The organism is Amycolatopsis sp. NPDC098790 (genome assembly GCF_044759945.1).
Lineage (GTDB): Bacteria > Actinomycetota > Actinomycetes > Mycobacteriales > Pseudonocardiaceae > Amycolatopsis.
In genome coordinates, this window is record NZ_JBIWAI010000001.1 from 903263 (window position 1) to 919256 (window position 15994).

13 protein-coding genes are annotated in these 15994 nt (G+C 70.0%); 3 read left to right on the top strand and 10 right to left on the bottom strand.

Going from position 1 to position 15994, the window contains the following annotated elements; translation table 11 throughout:
* Nucleotides 1-63: 63 nt before the first annotated feature.
* From ACIQWX_RS04610 to ACIQWX_RS04625, 4 genes are read right to left on the bottom strand one after another with little or no spacing between them, the layout of a single operon-like run.
* Complete coding sequence (locus ACIQWX_RS04610; RefSeq protein ID WP_400865505.1) at nt 64-690, bottom strand: acyltransferase; 627 nt, start codon at nt 688-690, stop codon at nt 64-66.
* Nucleotides 677-1873 carry a glycosyltransferase family 4 protein gene (locus tag ACIQWX_RS04615; protein WP_400869390.1) on the bottom strand — a complete coding sequence of 399 codons (1197 nt, stop codon included), beginning with the start codon at nt 1871-1873 and terminating at the stop codon, nt 677-679. Before ACIQWX_RS04615 ends, ACIQWX_RS04610 begins: the two co-directional genes overlap by 14 nt.
* Nucleotides 1874-1905: 32 nt before the next feature.
* Complete coding sequence (locus ACIQWX_RS04620; protein ID WP_400865508.1) at nt 1906-2835, bottom strand: NAD-dependent epimerase/dehydratase family protein; 930 nt, start codon at nt 2833-2835, stop codon at nt 1906-1908.
* A gap of 22 nt (nt 2836-2857) precedes the next feature.
* Nucleotides 2858-3991: a DegT/DnrJ/EryC1/StrS family aminotransferase gene (locus tag ACIQWX_RS04625; protein WP_400865510.1), complete on the bottom strand. Its 1134-nt coding sequence runs from the start codon at nt 3989-3991 to the stop codon at nt 2858-2860.
* 127 nt (nt 3992-4118) lie between these two features.
* Between ACIQWX_RS04625 and ACIQWX_RS04630 the strand changes: the two genes are divergently transcribed.
* Nucleotides 4119-7232 (top strand): ATP-binding protein, encoded by a 3114-nt coding sequence (locus ACIQWX_RS04630; protein ID WP_400865513.1) that lies wholly within the window; start codon nt 4119-4121, stop codon nt 7230-7232.
* A gap of 11 nt (nt 7233-7243) precedes the next feature.
* Complete coding sequence (lhgO, locus tag ACIQWX_RS04635) at nt 7244-8431, top strand: L-2-hydroxyglutarate oxidase (RefSeq protein WP_400865516.1); 1188 nt, start codon at nt 7244-7246, stop codon at nt 8429-8431.
* On the opposite strand, the gene ACIQWX_RS04640 is transcribed toward lhgO, so the two are convergent.
* Both ACIQWX_RS04640 and serS read right to left on the bottom strand, forming a co-directional pair.
* The gene (locus ACIQWX_RS04640) at nt 8428-9429 is read right to left on the bottom strand and encodes a DUF3558 family protein (RefSeq protein WP_400865518.1); all 1002 of its coding nucleotides are present in this window, start codon (nt 9427-9429) and stop codon (nt 8428-8430) included. The two genes, lhgO and ACIQWX_RS04640, sit on opposite strands and share 4 nt — an antisense overlap.
* A 64-nt stretch (nt 9430-9493) precedes the next feature.
* Entirely contained in the window at nt 9494-10756 is a 1263-nt protein-coding gene (gene serS / locus ACIQWX_RS04645) for a serine--tRNA ligase (RefSeq protein ID WP_400865520.1), read from the bottom strand.
* A gap of 119 nt (nt 10757-10875) precedes the next feature.
* Between serS and ACIQWX_RS04650 the strand changes: the two genes are divergently transcribed.
* A complete protein-coding gene (locus ACIQWX_RS04650; protein WP_400865523.1) occupies nt 10876-12165 on the top strand; it encodes an aspartate aminotransferase family protein in 1290 nt (429 codons plus the stop codon).
* Nucleotides 12166-12655: 490 nt separating this feature from the next.
* Here ACIQWX_RS04650 and ACIQWX_RS04655 read toward each other — a convergent pair whose 3' ends face one another.
* From ACIQWX_RS04655 to ACIQWX_RS04670, 4 genes are all read right to left on the bottom strand, one after another.
* Nucleotides 12656-13561 carry a haloalkane dehalogenase gene (locus tag ACIQWX_RS04655; RefSeq protein ID WP_400865526.1) on the bottom strand — a complete coding sequence of 302 codons (906 nt, stop codon included), beginning with the start codon at nt 13559-13561 and terminating at the stop codon, nt 12656-12658.
* A 68-nt stretch (nt 13562-13629) separates the two neighbouring features.
* A complete protein-coding gene (locus ACIQWX_RS04660; protein ID WP_086678937.1) occupies nt 13630-14082 on the bottom strand; it encodes a DUF350 domain-containing protein in 453 nt (150 codons plus the stop codon).
* A gap of 45 nt (nt 14083-14127) precedes the next feature.
* Nucleotides 14128-15294, bottom strand: coding sequence for a glutathionylspermidine synthase family protein (locus ACIQWX_RS04665; RefSeq protein WP_400865531.1), 1167 nt, complete (start codon nt 15292-15294; stop codon nt 14128-14130).
* Nucleotides 15295-15846 (bottom strand): hypothetical protein, encoded by a 552-nt coding sequence (locus ACIQWX_RS04670; RefSeq protein ID WP_400865534.1) that lies wholly within the window; start codon nt 15844-15846, stop codon nt 15295-15297.
* Nucleotides 15847-15994: the final 148 nt, after the last annotated feature.

Here is a 15994-nt window from a genome sequence, read left to right on the forward strand (position 1 = left end):
GAAGGTTCGGGCGGTTCCACGACGGCGGCGCCGGCGTCCGGCGCCGGCGCTGCCGTCATCCACTTAGTCGGAAAAATCGCCGGAGGGCGCGCCCCAGCCGGTCGCGTCGGTGCCGCGTTCCTCGGCGATCTCGCGGCGGCGGGCGTTCTCCGTCCGCACCCGGTCCACTTCGGACTGGATGTACTCCTCGTCGTACCGCTGGAACACCCGCGCCGGGTTGCCCGCCACCAACGTCCGCGGCGGAACGTCCTTGGCCACCACCGAGTTCGGCTGCACCGTCGCGAAGTCACCGATCGTCACGCCCGCCATGATCACCACCAGGCCGCCGATGAAGCAGCCCTTGCCGATCTTCACCGGTTTGCGCTCGATCAGGTCACTGCCCGAATGGTTCTGCAGCGTCATGTTCGCGAGCCAGCTCGAGTGCGTGAAGATCAGCGTGTTCAGCCCGATGCTGGTGTGCTCGCCGATTTCCAGGCCACCGCTCGCGTCGAGGGCCGCTCCTTCACCCACCCAGCAGTGGTCGCCCATCTTCAGGTTCTCGGGGCTGATGATCTTCACGCGCTCGCGGACGCGGCACGTCGAGGGCAGCCCGTAGAACTGCGCGCGCTCGGCGTCGTTCATGTACTGCGAAACGAGCTCGGTCAGGATCTGCGGGCGCAGCCGGTGGCTGCGCTCGTCATCGAAGAACATCGGCTTCCGACACCAGCTTCTCGAACGTCCTCAAATGCTCCTCGGCGACGACGTCGAGGCCGAAGTTCGACCGCACCATCTCGCTCTCGCGCTGCGCGATCAGCGCCCGGCGGTCCGGGTCGTCGAGCAGCTCGATCACCGTGCGCGCCACGGCTTCCGCGTCGTCGGGGCGGACCAGCAGCACGTTCTCGCCGTTGCGCAGCTCGATGCCCGGGTAGTTGTCCTCGGTCACCGACGCGATCGTCGCCGTGCCGGACAGCATCGCCTCCAGTGACGCCGTGCCGCAGCCGCCGTTGAGATCGTGCGTGACGATGTCCGCCGCCGCGAAGTACGCCGGGACGTCCGCCTTCGGCACCGCGCCCGTCACCACCAGCGCGTCCGAGACGCCCAGTTCGGCCGCCCGCTTGAGGAACGCGTCGTGGTACACGCGGCCGACGACGACCACCCGGACACCCGGGTGCTTGTCCAAAATGGACGGCAGCGCCTCGATCAGCGGCAGCCGGTTGCGCAGCGGGATCACGTGCCCGAGCGACACGATCAGCGGCGCGTCCCCGATTTCGTGCTCCGCGCGGACGTCCTTCGTCACCGGCTTCGCGAAGTGCCCGGTGTCGACCGCGATCGGGAAGTACTCCGAGTTCGCGTCGCTCGTGCCGTAGCGCTCGACGCAGTAGTCGACGCCCAGCTTGTCCAGGATGACGTACTTGGGCCGCAGGTACCGCAGAATCGGCTTCACGAGCACCGCGTCGAGCAGCCGGAACACGCCGCCGTACAGCTTGTTGTCGCTGATCAGCAGCGTGTGGATGGTCAGCAGCGTCGGGACGCCGTGGCGCCGCGCCCAGATCCCGGCCAGCCACGACAGGTCGAAGAACTGGCCGTGCAGGTGGATCGCGTCCGGCTTGAACTCGTCCAGCAGCTTCCACAGCCGCCGCCAGTTGCCGGGCCGCAGCGACGCGAAGCTCATGTCGAAGTCGATCGACAGGCCGACCTGCGGCATCTTCACCGCGGGGAGGCGAACGACGCGGTAGCCGTCGCGCTCCTCCTCGGCCGGGGCGTCGGCGTAGGCGGCCGTGATGGCGAGCACCTCGTGCCCGGCCTCGACGAACTGCGCCGCCAGCGAAGCCGACATGTGCGCGCTCCCGCCCACCCGCGGCGGGAAGAAGTTGTTCACCACCGCGATGCGCATCGCACGTCCCTGGGCCGGCCCCGCGGTGGTGCTCACTCTGATTCCTTGACCAGTTCCCGCATGCCGTCCTCGACGGTGATCCGCGGCTCCCAGCCCAGCACCTCGCGGGCGCGGGAGATGTCGGCGGCGCGCCGCGAAACCAGCACGTCACGCTCGTTGAACAGCGGCTCGACGTCGACGCCGACGGCCTCGATGAGGATCTTCGCGAGCGCCGCGATCGACGTGTCGATGCCGGTGCCGATGTTGATCGGCAGGTTCGCCCGCTCCGACTCCAGCGCGGCGACGACGGCCCGCGCGAGGTCGGTGACGTGCACGAAGTCCATCGACTGGTCGCCGCGGCCGTCGATGATCGGCGGCTGGCCGGCGCGCAGGCGCTGGATGAAGTGGTTGATGACCGACGTGTAGTACGCCTCGATCTTCTGGCCAGGGCCGTACACGTTGAAGAACCGCAACGCGTTCCAGGACAGGCCCTTCTGGCGCTCGTAGAAGCCCAGCAGGTCCTCGCCCGCGCGCTTGGAGATGCAGTACGGCGTGAGCGGGCGCAGCTCGTCGTCCTCGTGCATCGGCAGCCGCTTCGGCTCGCCGTAGACCGACGCCGTCGAGGCGAACACCAGCCGCTCGACGCCCTCGTCGGCGGCCGCGGCGAAGACGTTGTGGTTGCCGATCATGTTGATGTCGATCGACTCGTGCGGGTCGGCGATCGACTTGTTGATCGACACCGTCGCGAAGTGGACGACGTGCGTGCAGCCGCGCATGGCCTCGCGCACCGCGCCGCCGTAGCGGACGTCCTTCTCGACCAGCTCGACCTGGCCGGTCGCGACGAACTCGTCGACGCGCGCGCGGTCGCCGCGGGTCATGTTGTCGAGGATCCGGACCGTGTAGCCGCCCTCGATCAGCAGCGGGATGACGTGCGCGGCGATGAACCCACCGCCCCCGGTGAAGAGCACCTTCTTGTCGGACACCAATTTCTCCTCGGTAGGGGCTTCAGGACAGGGACTGCACGGCTTCGCGCACGACCTCGCCGACGCGGGTGACCTCGGCGTCGGTGAGGTTGGCGTGCATCGGGATCGCGAGCTGACGCGCGAACGCGTCCGCCGAGACGGGCAGCGGCGCCTGGGGGCCGTAGATCGGCTGCAGGTGCGAGGCGTAGGTGCCGAAGTTGCACTGGACGCCCTGTTCGCGCACGCGCAGGGCGAGCGCGTCCCGGCTGACCTCCGGCGCGACCGTGAGCAGGTAGGCCTGCCACGGGTGCTCCCGATCGGACAGTTCCACCGGGACGGTCAACGCGTCGACGTCGTCGAACGCCTCGTGGTAGCGCTTCGCGACCGACCGGCGGGCGGCGAGGAGGTCCGGCAGCCGGTCGAGCTGGACGTTCATGATCGCGGCCTGGACGTCCGACATGCGGAAGTTGTAGCCGAGCTCGTGGAACTCCGGGATCGGCAGCGCGGTGGAGCCTTCGCGGCTGATCGCCGGTTCGATGCCGTAGGTGTGCAGCTTGCGGGCGTGCGCGATGAGGTCTTCGCGGTCGGAGACCAGCGCGCCGCCCTCGCCCGCGGTGATGCCCTTGCGGCCGTGGAACGAGAACGCGGCGAGGTCGGCGAGGCTGCCGGCCGGGCGCGTCTTGTACGTCGCCCCGGCGGCGCAGGCGGCGTCCTCGAAGAGCCAGAGGCCGTGTTTGTCGGCGATGGCGCGGTACTCGTCGAAGTCACCGGGCTGGCCGGCGACGTCGACCGCGAGGATGCCGACCGTCTTCGGCGTGACCAGGGACTCGACGTGCGCCGGGTCGGCGCTGAAGACGTCCGGGCGGATGTCGGCGAACACCGGGGTCGCGCCGGCCTGCACGACGGCGTGGCCGGTGGCGGGGAACGTGTAGTCGCCGACGATGACCTCGTCGCCGGGTTTCACCCCGAGGACCTTGAGGCCGAGGAAGAGCGCGGAGCCGCAGTTGGCGGTCGTCAACGCGTGCGCGGTGCCGGTGACCTGCGCGAACCGCTCTTCGAAGCGGCGGCACGCCGGTCCGGCACCGGCCAGCCAGCCGGATTTGAAGACCTCGGCGACCGCGGCGAGCTCTTCTTCTCCGACGGTCGGCTGACCGAGGGCAATGCTGTCGGTCGACATACCTCTCCCATTGCGTGGGGACCCGGCGAAGTGTATAGACGCACACTCAGGTGATTCACAGGCCCACGCCGAAGACCACTTTCGAGTGACAACTTCCGCAGGTCGGCCACCGTCTTAAGCTGGGCACATGCGTTTCGGGGTACTGGGGGCCGTCGCGGCGTGGGAAACGGACGGCACGCAGGTGGCGGTGGGCGGCCCGCGGTCGCGGACACTGCTGGCGTTGCTCGCCCTGGAGGCCGGCCGGTTCGTCCCGGCGGACCGGCTGATCGACGGCATGTACGGCGAACACCCGCCCGAGGGCGCCGCGAACGCCCTGCAGTCACAGGTCTCGCGGCTGCGGACGGCGGTGAAGCACCTGGCGCCGGTCGAATTCACCGCGGCGGGCTACCGGCTGGTCGTCGAACCGGACGAAGTGGACGCATCTGCCTTCGAACGCCTGGCCCGCGAAGGCCGCACGCTGCTGAAGAACGGCGAGCACGCGCGCGCGGCGACTGTCCTCAGTGAAGCGATGGCGTTGTGGCGCGGGCCCGCGTTCACCGACGTGGCCGACGCGCCCTTCGCCGCCGCGCAGGCCGTCCGGCTCGACGAGCTGCGGGCCGACGCCGCGGACGACCACGTCGAGGCCCGGCTGGCGCTGGGACGCGCAGAGGACGTCCTCGCCGAGCTGCGCGAAACCGTCGCCGCGCAGCCGCTTCGCGAACGCCCGCGGGCGCAGCTCGTCCGCGCGTTGACCGCCGCCGGACGGCCGGCCGACGCGCTGGCCGCGTTCGAGGACGCCCGCCGCACACTCGCCGACGAGCTGGGCGCCGACCCTGGTCCAGACCTCGCCGAAGCGCACCTCGCCGTGCTGCGCGGCGAGACCGAGAAGCCGGCGATACCGGCGTTGCCCGCGCAGCTGACCAGCTTCGTCGGCCGCGACGGCGAGCTGCGGCAGGTCGCGGACCTGCTGGGACGCAGCAGGCTCGTGACGCTGACCGGGCCGGGTGGCACCGGCAAGACGCGGCTGGCCGTCGAAGTCGCGGCCGCGGAGGCGGGGCCGGTCGCGTTCGTCGAACTCGCGCCGCACCGCGGTGCCGACGTCGCCGGCGCGGTGCTGGCCGCGCTCGGCCTGCGCGAAAGCTCGCGAGGCGGCCCGCAGGACCCGGCCGAACGGCTGATCTCGGCGCTGCGCGACCGCTCGGCGCTGCTCGTGCTCGACAACTGCGAGCACGTCGTCGACGTCGCGGCCCGGCTGGCCGCGCGGCTGCTCGCCGCGTGCCCGGGACTGCGGGTGCTGGCCACCAGCCGCGAGCCGCTCGGCATCACCGGCGAGCAGCTGGCGCCGGTGCCGCGGCTGGCCGTCCCGCCGCCGGGCACGCCCGCCGCGGAGGCATTGGCGTACCCGTCGGTCCGGTTGTTCGCCGACCGCGCGGCGGCGAGCGACCCCGCGTTCGTCCTCGACGACGACACCGTCGGCGACGTCCAGCACCTCTGCGCGGCCCTCGACGGCCTGCCGCTGGCGCTGGAGCTGGCCGCGGCCCGCGTCCGCAGCCTGGCGCTCGGCGAGATCGCGGCCCGGCTCGACGACCGGTTCCGGCTGCTCGGCCGCGGCAGCCGGACGGCCGCGGCGCGCCACCGCTCGCTGCGCGGCGTCGTCGAATGGAGCTGGGACCTCCTCGGCGACGACGAACGCGAGCTGGCCCGGCGCCTGGCGGTGTTCCCCGGCGGCGCGACGCTCGCCGCGGCGGCCGAAGTCGGCGGCGCGGACGATGGGCTGGTGCTCGAACTGGCGGACAAGTCGCTGGTCGAGGCCGTCGGCGGCCGGTTCCGGATGCTGGAGACGATCCGAGCGTTCGGCGCCGAGAAGCTCGCCGAAGCGGGCGAGACGGAGGCGATCCACCGCGCGCACGCCGAGTACTTCCTGCGGTTCGCCGAGGAAGCCGACCCGATGCTGCGGACGGCGGCCCAGCTGGAGTGGCTCGACCGGATCGACGCCGAGTACGACAACCTCCTCGCCGCGCTGCGCTGGGCAACCGAGCACGACGTCGCGCTCGCGCTGCGGCTGGTGCCGCTGCTGGCGATGTACTGGTGGATGCGCGGACGGCGGTTCGAGGGCGCCGGACTGTCGCTGGCCGTCGTCTCGCGGACCCCGCCGGAGCTGCGCGAGGAGTACGTCGAGGAGTTCCTGGTGTGCGTGCTCGGCGCGTTGTCCGGGCACCCGGACGAGTCGCTGGAGCAGTACCTGCCGCTGGTCCGGCGGTACGCGGCGGACGGCGACTGGTCGCCCCGGAACCCGATGCTGGTGATGCTGATGGGTGTCGTCGTGGGCCCGCCCGGCGACGACGACGAGCTGCTCGGCCGCGGCGAGGGCCTGCTGGCGACCGGCGACGCCTGGGCGTGGGCGCTGCTGCCGACGGGCATGGGCCTGCGGTCGATGATGACCGGCGACCTGGCCGGCGCCGAGGAAGGCCTGCGCGAGGGCGCGGCCCAGTTCCGCGCGCTGGGTGAGCGGTGGGGCTTGTCGATGGCGCTGGACCACCTGTCGCAGCTGCTGACGTGGCGTGGCGAGCACGACGCCGCCGTCCCGCTGATGGACGAGGCACTGGCGCTGATGCACGAGATCGGCGCGACGGACGACGCGGCCGACCTGATCTGCCGCCGAGCGTGGACGCGCTTGCTGGCGGGCGACCCGGCGGGTGCCCGCGCGGACTACGAACTGGCGGCGGCGACGGCCCGCCGGTCGGGCATGCCGGAGTCCCGCGCGGCGGCGTACGTCGGCTTGGCGAACCTGGCCCGGCTGGCCGGTGACCTGACCGCGGCCCGTACGTGGTGCGAACAAGCGCTGGCGGAGTGCCCGGGCGGCTCGTTCGCGGCGGAGACGGTCCGCGCGATGACGATGATCTCGCTCGGGTGGCTGGCCGTGGCCGAAGGACGTCCCGCCGAAGCGGCCCAGCTGCACCGGTCGGCGTTGCTGACCGGCCGCCAGTGGCACGCGGGCGACGTGGTGGCGTTCGCCTTGGAGGGTTTGGCCGGGGTCGTGCCGCCGGACCAGGCGGCCACGCTCCTGGGCGCGGCGGCGGGCGTGCGCGGGACGTCGATCGCCGGTGACCCGGACGTGTCGTCGGTGCGGAGCCGGGCAGCGGCGGAGCTGGGCGCGGACGGTTTCGAGCGCGCCTACGCGACGGGGCTGGCGATGAACACCCAGAAGGCACTGAGCGCGGCCGGACTGACCGCCTCACCAGGCCCTTCCCCGCTCGCGTAGCCTGGTCGACCGTGCGCAACGTCGTAGTGGTCGGGGGCGGGATCGTCGGTCTGGCCGTGTCCTGGGAGCTGACCAGGCGCGGGCTGGACGTCACCGTGCTGGAGAAGGAATCCCGCTGGGCGGCCCACCAGACCGGGCACAACTCGAACGTCGTGCACGCCGGGCTCTACTACAAGCCAGGGTCGTTCAAGGCGCGCATGTCCGTCGCCGGCAACCGGTCCATCGTGGACTTCGCGCGGCAGTACGGCGTGCCCGTCGAGGTGTGCGGGAAGCTCGTCGTCGCGACCGACGAGCGCGAGATCCCCGCGCTGAACACCCTCGCCGAGCGGGCCGAGGCCAACGGCGTGCCCGCGAAGAAGGTCTCCCCCGCCGAAGCGCGCGAGTACGAGCCCGAGGTCGCCTGCGTCGCCGCGCTGCGGGTCGAGTCCACCGGGATCATCGACTTCCCCGGCGTCTGCGCCGCGCTCGTCCGGCTCCTCGACGAAGCCGGTGTCGACCTGCGGCTGAACAGCCCCGTGCTGGCCATCCGCGCGGGGGCGAACGGCGGCGTCGAGGTCGCGACCGGGGAAGACGTCGTCCAGGCCGACGCGCTCGTCAACTGCGCCGGCCTGCACTCCGACCGCGTCGCGCGGCTGGCCGGGCTGACGCCGTCGGCGAAGATCGTGCCGTTCCGCGGCGAGTACTACGAGCTCAAGCCCGAACGCCGCGGCCTGGTCAAGGGCCTGATCTACCCGGTGCCGGACCCGACGCTGCCGTTCCTCGGCGTGCACCTCACGCGGATGCTCGACGGCAGCGTCCACGCCGGCCCGAACGCCGTGCTCGCGCTGCGCCGCGAGGGCTACCGCTGGCGCGACTTCTCCGCGAAGGACGTCGCCGAGGTCGCCGCCTTCCCAGGCGCGTGGCGGCTGGCGAAGAAGTACGCGTTCCCGACCGGCCTCGACGAGGTGCGGCGCTCGTTCTCGAAGAAGCGGTTCGCCGCGAGCCTCGCCCGGCTCGTCCCGGCCGTCACCGCCGACGACATCGTCCGCCACGGCTCCGGCGTGCGCGCGCAGGCCATGCGCCGCGACGGCTCGCTCGTCGACGACTTCCTCATCGAGACCGCGCGCGACCAGGTGCACGTCCTGAACGCGCCGTCGCCGGCCGCGACGAGCGCGCTGGAGATCGCGCGCCACATCGCCGACCAGGTGGCGAAGGACTAACCCGGCAGGTTCGCGGTCACCAGCGGCAGGCCCTGCTTGACGACGTCGCACGTCTTCGCGTCGTCGCCGATGAACCCGCTGACCACCTGCACCGACGACGTTTCGGTGATCGGCAGGAACGCGCCGCACGTGACGCGCAGGCCGCCGAGGTTCGGGTAGACGCCCCACTTCTTGCCGCCGACGTCGACGGTCTCGAGCGGGTTGACGCCCTTCACGCCCGGCCAATCGGTCATCGGCGTGCTCGGGCCGAACCAGACCTCGAACGCCTTCTGGCCCTCGCTGCCGTCGGTGTCGTCCCAGAGGCAGTAGGACGCGTTCGGCACCGTGGACGACGTGTCCTTCTCGCCGGTGGGCGAGATGTTCTTCAGCTGCGCCACCTGGTCCGGCTTCAGCATCGCGCACGGGTCGGCCGACAGCAGCGGCCCGCCCGGCTCCGCCTTCTTCGGCCCGGCCGGGGTGATCGGCGGCGCGGCCTGGCCACCGGGCAGGTGGGCCGCGACCTGCGGGACCACGGTCTTCGCCAGCTCGCACGACTTGGCCAGCTCCGGGCCCGAGACGCTGACGAACGCGAAGGACTGGTCACCGAGGATGGCGTAGAACACGCAGTCGTCGGCGAGGATCGACGGGTACTGCGTCCAGGTGAAGCCGCCGAGCTGCTGCGGATCGGACTTCGGGACGGCGCCGGCGATGTACTCGTTGAAGTCCAGGTCCGTCGCGTAGCCGACGTTGAGCGTGGCCGACGGCTCGATGTCGTCCTTGCTGCTCCACAGGCACATCGGCGCCTGCAGCCGCTCCTTGTTCTCCTGCACCGAGCGGCCGGGGGACTCGTAGCCGAGCGCGTCGACCTGCTCCTGGTCGAGCAGCGTGCAGGCGTCGACGGCCGTCACGATCGGCCCCTGACCCGGCACCGGCGACGCCGTCCCGTTGACGGCCACCGAGCAGCCGGAGACCACGGTCAGGGCCGCCACCGCCGCCACGACCTGCCACTTCATCCGCATGGATCCTCCCGTTCGGCCCGGACACTACTGGGACGAACGGAGCGGCACCGCGGATCCACCCAAATCAGCGAGGCGTGAGGACTTCCTTGCCGCCGACGAACGGTCGCAGCGCCTCGGGCACGCGGACCGAGCCGTCCTCCTGCTGGTGGTTCTCGACGATCGCGACGATCCACCGGGTGGTGGCCAGCGTGCCGTTGAGCGTCGCGGCGATCTGCGGCTTGCCGTTGTCGTCGCGGTAGCGGACCGAGAGGCGGCGGGCCTGGAACGTCGTGCAGTTCGACGTCGAGGTCAGCTCGCGGTAGGTGTCCTGCGTCGGGATCCACGCTTCGCAGTCGAACTTGCGGTGCGCGGACGTGCCGAGGTCGCCGGTCGCGGTGTCGATCACCCGGTAGGGCACCTCGATCTTCGCCAGCATCTGCTCTTCCCAGCCGAGCAGCCGTTCGTGCTCCGCCTCGGCGTCGGCCGGCTTGGCGTAGACGAACATCTCCACCTTGTCGAACTGGTGGACGCGGATGATGCCGCGGGTGTCCTTGCCGTACGAGCCGGCCTCGCGCCGGTAGCAGGACGACCAGCCCGCGTAGCGGTTCGGGCCGTCGTTCAGGTCGAGGATCTCGTCGGCGTGGAAGCCGGCGAGCGGCACCTCCGACGTCCCGACGAGGTAGAGGTCGTCGTCCTCGAGGTGGTAGATCTCGCTCGAGTGCTGGCCGAGGAAGCCGGTGCCGGCCATGATCTCCGGGCGCACGAGCGACGGCGTGATCATCGGCGTGAAGCCGTTTTCGAGGGCCTGCGCGATGGCCATGTTGAGCAGGCCGAGCTGCAACTGGGCGCCGACGCCGGTGAGGAAGTAGAACCGCGAGCCCGAGACCTTGGCGCCGCGTTCCATGTCGACGCCGCCGAGCGCTTCGAGCAGCTCGAGGTGGTCCTTCGGGGTGAAGTCGAACTTCGTCGGCTCGCCGACGTGCTTGACCACGGCGAAGTCGTCCTCGCCGCCGACGGGCGCGTCCGGGTGCACGAGGTTCGGCACGGTCCGGAAGAGCTGGTCGAACTCCTCCGACGCGGTGTTCTGCTCGGCTTCGGCGGCCTTGACCTGCGCGGCGAGGTCCTTGGCGGTGGCGAGCAGCTGCTGCTTCTCCTCCGGCGGCGCCTTCGGGATCTGCTTGCCCAGGAGCTTCTGCTCGTTGCGCAGCTTGTCGGCGGCCGCGATCGAAGACCGGCGCCGGGTGTCGAGGGAGAGCAGCTTGTCGACCACTCCCTCGTCTTCACCACGGGCGCGCTGCGACGCGCGCACGGCTTCCGGGTCATCGCGCAGAGTCCTGGGGTCAATCACGAGGACTGAGGGTAGTCCGTACAGACTGTGCGTCCCTACTGGGTTATCCCGACAGTCTGATCGTTGAAGCGCTGTTCACGGCCTCCTCATACTCGCTTGAGACCCCGAGGAGGCGTTCGATGACCGACGAGCTGCTGGCCCGCCACCGCGCAGTCATGCCGTCCTGGATGTCCCTGCTCTACGAAGAGCCGATCGAGATCGTGCACGCGCACGACCGCCGCATGACGGACTCGCAAGGTCGCACGTACCTCGACTTCTTCGCCGGCGTGCTGACGAACTCGATGGGCTACGACGTCGCGGAGATCGGCGACGCGGTCCGCAAGCAGCTCGACACGGGCATCCTCCACACGTCGACGCTGTACTTGATCCGGTCCCAGGTCGAGCTGGCCGAGCGGATCGCCAAGCTGTCGAACATCCCGGACGCGAAGGTGTTCTTCACGAACTCGGGCAGCGAGGCCAACGACACGGCGCTGATGCTGGCAACGCAGTTCCGCCGCAGCAACCAGGTCCTGGCGATGCGCAACAGCTACCACGGCCGCTCGTTCGGAACGGTGGCGATCACGGGCAACCGAGGCTGGTCGGCATCGGCGCTGAGCCCGGTGAAGGTCAACTACGTCCACGGCGGCTACCGGTATCGAAGCCCGTTCCGTGCTTTGTCGGACGCGGACTACATCGACGCGTGCGTGGCGGACCTGGTGGACGTCCTGGACACGGCAACGGCGGGCGACGTGGCCTGCCTGATCGCGGAGCCGATCCAGGGGGTGGGCGGCTTCAGCCTCCCCCCGGACGGCCTGTTCCGGGCGATGAAGGAAGTGCTCGATTCCTACGGAGTGCTGTTCATTTCGGACGAGGTCCAGACGGGCTGGGGCCGAACGGGCGAGCACTTCTGGGGCATCGAGGCCCACGGCGTAACCCCGGACATGATGACGTTCGCAAAGGGACTCGGAAACGGGCTGGCGGTGGGCGGCGTGGTGGCCCGCGGAGACGTGTTGGACTGCTTCCAGGCCCAGTCGTTCTCGACGTTCGGCGGCAACCCGGTATCAATGGCGGGAGCAACGGCGGTCCTGGACTACATCAAGGACCACGACTTGCAGGCCAACTGCGCAGCCCGAGGAGCGCAGCTGATCTCCGGCCTCCAGGCCGCGTCTTCACCAATCGTGGCCGAGGTACGAGGCAAGGGCCTGATGATCGGAGTAGAGCTGATCAAGCCGGGAACAATGGAACCGAACGTCCCGGCAGCGGCAAGAATGCTGGAGGAGACGAAGAAGCGAGGACTGCTGATCGGAAAGGGTGGATTGCACGGAAACGTGCTGAGGCTGGGCCCACCCATGACGCTGACGGCAGAAGAAGCGCAAGAAGGATTGGACATCCTGGTGGACGCGCTGAAGGCAACGCACGCGGCGCTTTGAACCAGAAGAAGCTGGGTGGTCATCCCGTCGCCTGAGGCCGGTAAATCACTTTGAGCCAGGCCCGCAACCCACGGCCCGAGGCGAGGGAAAAAACAAAAGCTTGCGGGCCTGGCTCAAAGTGATAGGCCTCGTTCAGGCGACGGGATGACCACCCAGCGGACCCACCCGAGAAGGTGAGGGGACAGCGAAACCCCGGCCATCCCGGAGCCTGCCCGTCCGGCGAGGACAGGTCTTTTGCTTTTTGTCGCGACGAAAAGCAAAAGACCATGGCTGGCTTTCGATGTCCGTCCCGGGTGAGCGGGTCCGACCTCCCCCGCCCCTCCGGTTGGATTTTCAGTCGCCGCTCAGGTTTGTCAAGGCGGGAAAGCGTGCCTTGACAAACCTGATCGTCGACTGAACTGCGGCTTGGGACGAGGGGCGGGGGAGGTCTGGTGACCTCGTGGTCTGCCTGCGTTGCCGGCCGCCTGTTCTCTTGCTGGCTCAGGGTTGCTCAGCCGCGCACAAACCGGGCTACGTGCCCCGCCAGCTCCTCGCCCTTGTCCTCCTGCAGGAAGTGCCCCGCCCCCGCGATCATCGGGTGGTCCAAACCTTGCGCGCCCTTCATCGAACGCTTCAAGATCGGGCCCATTCCGCCCGTGATCGGGTCTCCGTCCGAAAACGCCACCAGGAACGGGATCTCCAGCTCCGTCAGCGTCTTCCACGCCGCCCGGTTCGCCTCCGATGCCGGGTCGTCCGGGCGGTACGGCACCAGCCCCGGCATCGCCCTCGGCGCCGCCTTGTACATCTCGTTCGGGAACGGTGCGTCGTACGCCGCCCGCTCCTCTTCCGACAGCTTCGAAGTGCACCCCGACTGGACGAACCTCGCGACGTCCAGGACCGGGGCCTTCTGGACCGCCTCGCGGAACGAATGCCACACCGCCGGCATGTCGATGTCGCCCGTCGGCAAGCCCGTGTTGGCCGCCACCACCCGCGCGAACCTCGTTGGGTTCTCCGCCACCAAGCGCAGCCCGATCAAGCCACCCCAGTCCTGGCCGACGAGTGTGACGTCGTGGAGGTCCAGCGCGTCGAACGCGAATCCTCGCATCCACTCCACGTGGCGCGCGTACGTGTGGTCTGTCAGGTCGCCCGGCTTGTCGGACCGGCCGAAGCCGACCAGGTCCGGGGCGATTGCTCGCAGGCCCGCCGAGGCCAGGACCGGGAGCATCTTCCGGTACAGGTACGACCAGCTCGGCTCGCCGTGGAGGAGGAGCACCACCGGGCCGTCGGCCGGGCCCGCCTCCACGTAACCCACTCTGATCACGCCGCCGTGGGGGTCGTCGAGCTCGACGTACTTGGGCTCGAAGGGGAAGTCGGGCAGGTCCGTGAACCGGTCGTCCGGTGTCCTCAGCAGGCGCACGAACCCCACGCTAGTGCGAACGGAGGAGCCGGGCCACGCGCTGCGTGACCCGGCTCACAATCATCGGGTCAGGAGATGCCGACCGCCACCACGAGGCCCAGGCCGAGGTGCGCCGCCGCGACGACGATGCTCACCGGGGCGAACTTCTCGCTCTCGATGGTCGAGGCCACGTCGATGCGGGTCGCCCACTCCAGCAGCCGGACCGCGATCACCTGGACGATGATGCCGAGCAGGCCGTAGACCAGCGACGTGATCAGGCCTTCCGTCAGGTCGCTGGCCGAGTTGAAGATCGCGACGACCACGATGAACGCCATCGAGAGCATCCCGGACGCGGTGACGATCACCGCGTTCGGCAGGCCCTGCGTCACTAGCTTCGACAGCTTGCCCGGCGTGGTCCAGTCGATCGCGTAGAAGCCGGCGAACATCAGCAGCAGGCCGATGACGCCGTACAGCAGGATCGCGCCGATCCCCCGCACGAGGTCGGAGCCGAACGTGTCGGACAGCGCAAGGGTCGTGTTCACGAGTTGTCTCCCAGGAGGAAAGAGCTGATCAGCGACGGTGTTGTATCACGCTTCGGGGATGCGATGTGGGACGAATGCGGCACCGTCGTCGGTGACGAGCCCGCCGGTCTCCCGGATGCCCAGGCCGGCGGAGCTGTCGCCGACGATCCACGCGCCGAGCGCCGGCCGGTAGCCGTCGAACTCGGGCAGCGGGTCGAACGCCTGGTAGACGAACCCTTCGGCGCCGTAGACGCCGTCGGTCTGGGTCTCGTAGCCGGTCGCGACGATCTGGACGTTCGCGCCCTCGCGGCCCAGCTTCGGCTTGCGGACGTACTCGGTGAGCAGGCCCGGGTCGTCGGCGAACGCGGGCAGCAGGTTCGGGTGGCCCGGGTAGTTCTCCCACAGGATCGCCAGCAGCGTCTTGTTGGAGAGGATCATCTTCCAGAGCGGCTCGATCCACAGTGTCCGCGGCAGCGACTCGACGGCGTGGCGGCCGAACTCCTCGTCGACCACCCACTCCCACGGGTACAGCTTCAGCACGGTCGCCATCTGCGACTCTTCGAGGTCGACGAACCGCTTGAGCACCGGGTCCCAGCCGATCTCCTCGATCGCCAGCCCCACCGTGTCGAGCCCGGCCTCGGCCGCCGTCTCCTGCAGGTACGCCGTGGTGACGTTGTCCTCGCCACTCGGATCGGCCGCCGACCAGGTGAAGTGCAGCTCGTTCGACGGCAGCTTGTCCTGCAGGAAAGCCCAGCGCTCGACGAGCTTTTCGTGGATCGAGTTCCACTGGTCGTCGTCCGGGAAGACGTCGGTCTTCCAGTGCCACTGCAGCAGCGACGCCTCGAGCAGCGTCGTCGGCGTGTCCGCGTTGTACTCCAGCAGCTTGGCCGGCGACTTGCCGTCGTAGCGCAGGTCGAACCGGCCGTAGACGTGCGGATCCTGCCGCTTCCACGACTCGGCGATGTGCGGCCAGACCCACTCGGGGATGCCGAACCGCTGGTAGCCCTCGGTCGTCACGACGTTGTCGACGGCCTCCAGGCACATCGAGTGCAGCAGTTCGACGTCCGCCTCGAGCGACAGGACCTCGTCCATGTCGAATACGTAGTGCACCGACTCGTCCCAGTACGGCCGCGTGCGGCCGCTGGCGTCGCGGGCCGGCGTGCCGTAGACGAGTCCCTGCTCCTCGACGATCCGCTGCCAGTCGCGCCGCGGCTCACGCCGGTCCCGGTACACCTACGATCCCCCGCTCTTGCCGCTGCCGCCGGTGCTCCCGGTGCTGCCGCTCTTGCCGCTGATGCCGAAGCCGCCGCGCTGGACGGACTTGCCGGACTTCGTGTTGACGCTGGTCCGCGACGACGGCGCGTCGTACGAGCCGCCGCTCACCCGCTGCCCGATGACCCCGGTGCCGCCGTAGTTGTAGCGGTAGCTGTTGTAGCCGCCACCGCCGATCGGCAGGAACAGGAAGCCACCGCTGTGGTAGCCGCCGTGGCTCGTCACGTAGTTGTCGTCGCAGTAGTCGTCGTTCTGGACGATGCCGTTCGAGTCGGTGCAGACCGCGGTGACCTCGCCCTGCGGCTTGGCGACCGTGTAGAACGTCGCGACCAGGCCGACGAGCCCGACCGTGACACCGCTGCCGATCAGGATCTTGCGCCGGGTCGCCGCCTTGGCGTCGGCCTGGCGGGCCAGCTCCTCGTCCCGCTCCTCCTGCTTGAGAGCCTGCTGACGAGCCCGCTGCTCCGCGACCGAAGGCTGTTTGGGCTGTGTGTTCGAGTCCTGGAATCTCATCGAACCGCGCTTCGGCGGCTCGGGGGGCGGCTGGTCCCCAGTGTTGTTGTCCTGCGTCATGTGCGCTCCGTAATCCCGGCCACCACGAAACCGTGACCCACCCTAACCACCCAGGTCGCGCACGTCGCGCGCGGCGCGGGCATCATGG

What these genes read in the sequence shown, in the direction of transcription:
- ACIQWX_RS04625 (WP_400865510.1), bottom strand. Translation starts at nt 3,991, where the DNA reads ATGTCGACCGACAGCATTGCCCTCGGTCAGCCGACCGTCGGAGAAGAA.
- ACIQWX_RS04610 (WP_400865505.1), bottom strand. Translation starts at nt 690, where the DNA reads ATGTTCTTCGATGACGAGCGCAGCCACCGGCTGCGCCCGCAGATCCTG.
- ACIQWX_RS04615 (WP_400869390.1), bottom strand. Translation starts at nt 1,873, where the DNA reads ATGCGCATCGCGGTGGTGAACAACTTCTTCCCGCCGCGGGTGGGCGGG.
- ACIQWX_RS04670 (WP_400865534.1), bottom strand. Translation starts at nt 15,846, where the DNA reads ATGAGATTCCAGGACTCGAACACACAGCCCAAACAGCCTTCGGTCGCG.
- ACIQWX_RS04640 (WP_400865518.1), bottom strand. Translation starts at nt 9,429, where the DNA reads ATGCGGATGAAGTGGCAGGTCGTGGCGGCGGTGGCGGCCCTGACCGTG.
- ACIQWX_RS04650 (WP_400865523.1), top strand. Translation starts at nt 10,876, where the DNA reads ATGACCGACGAGCTGCTGGCCCGCCACCGCGCAGTCATGCCGTCCTGG.
- ACIQWX_RS04630 (WP_400865513.1), top strand. Translation starts at nt 4,119, where the DNA reads ATGCGTTTCGGGGTACTGGGGGCCGTCGCGGCGTGGGAAACGGACGGC.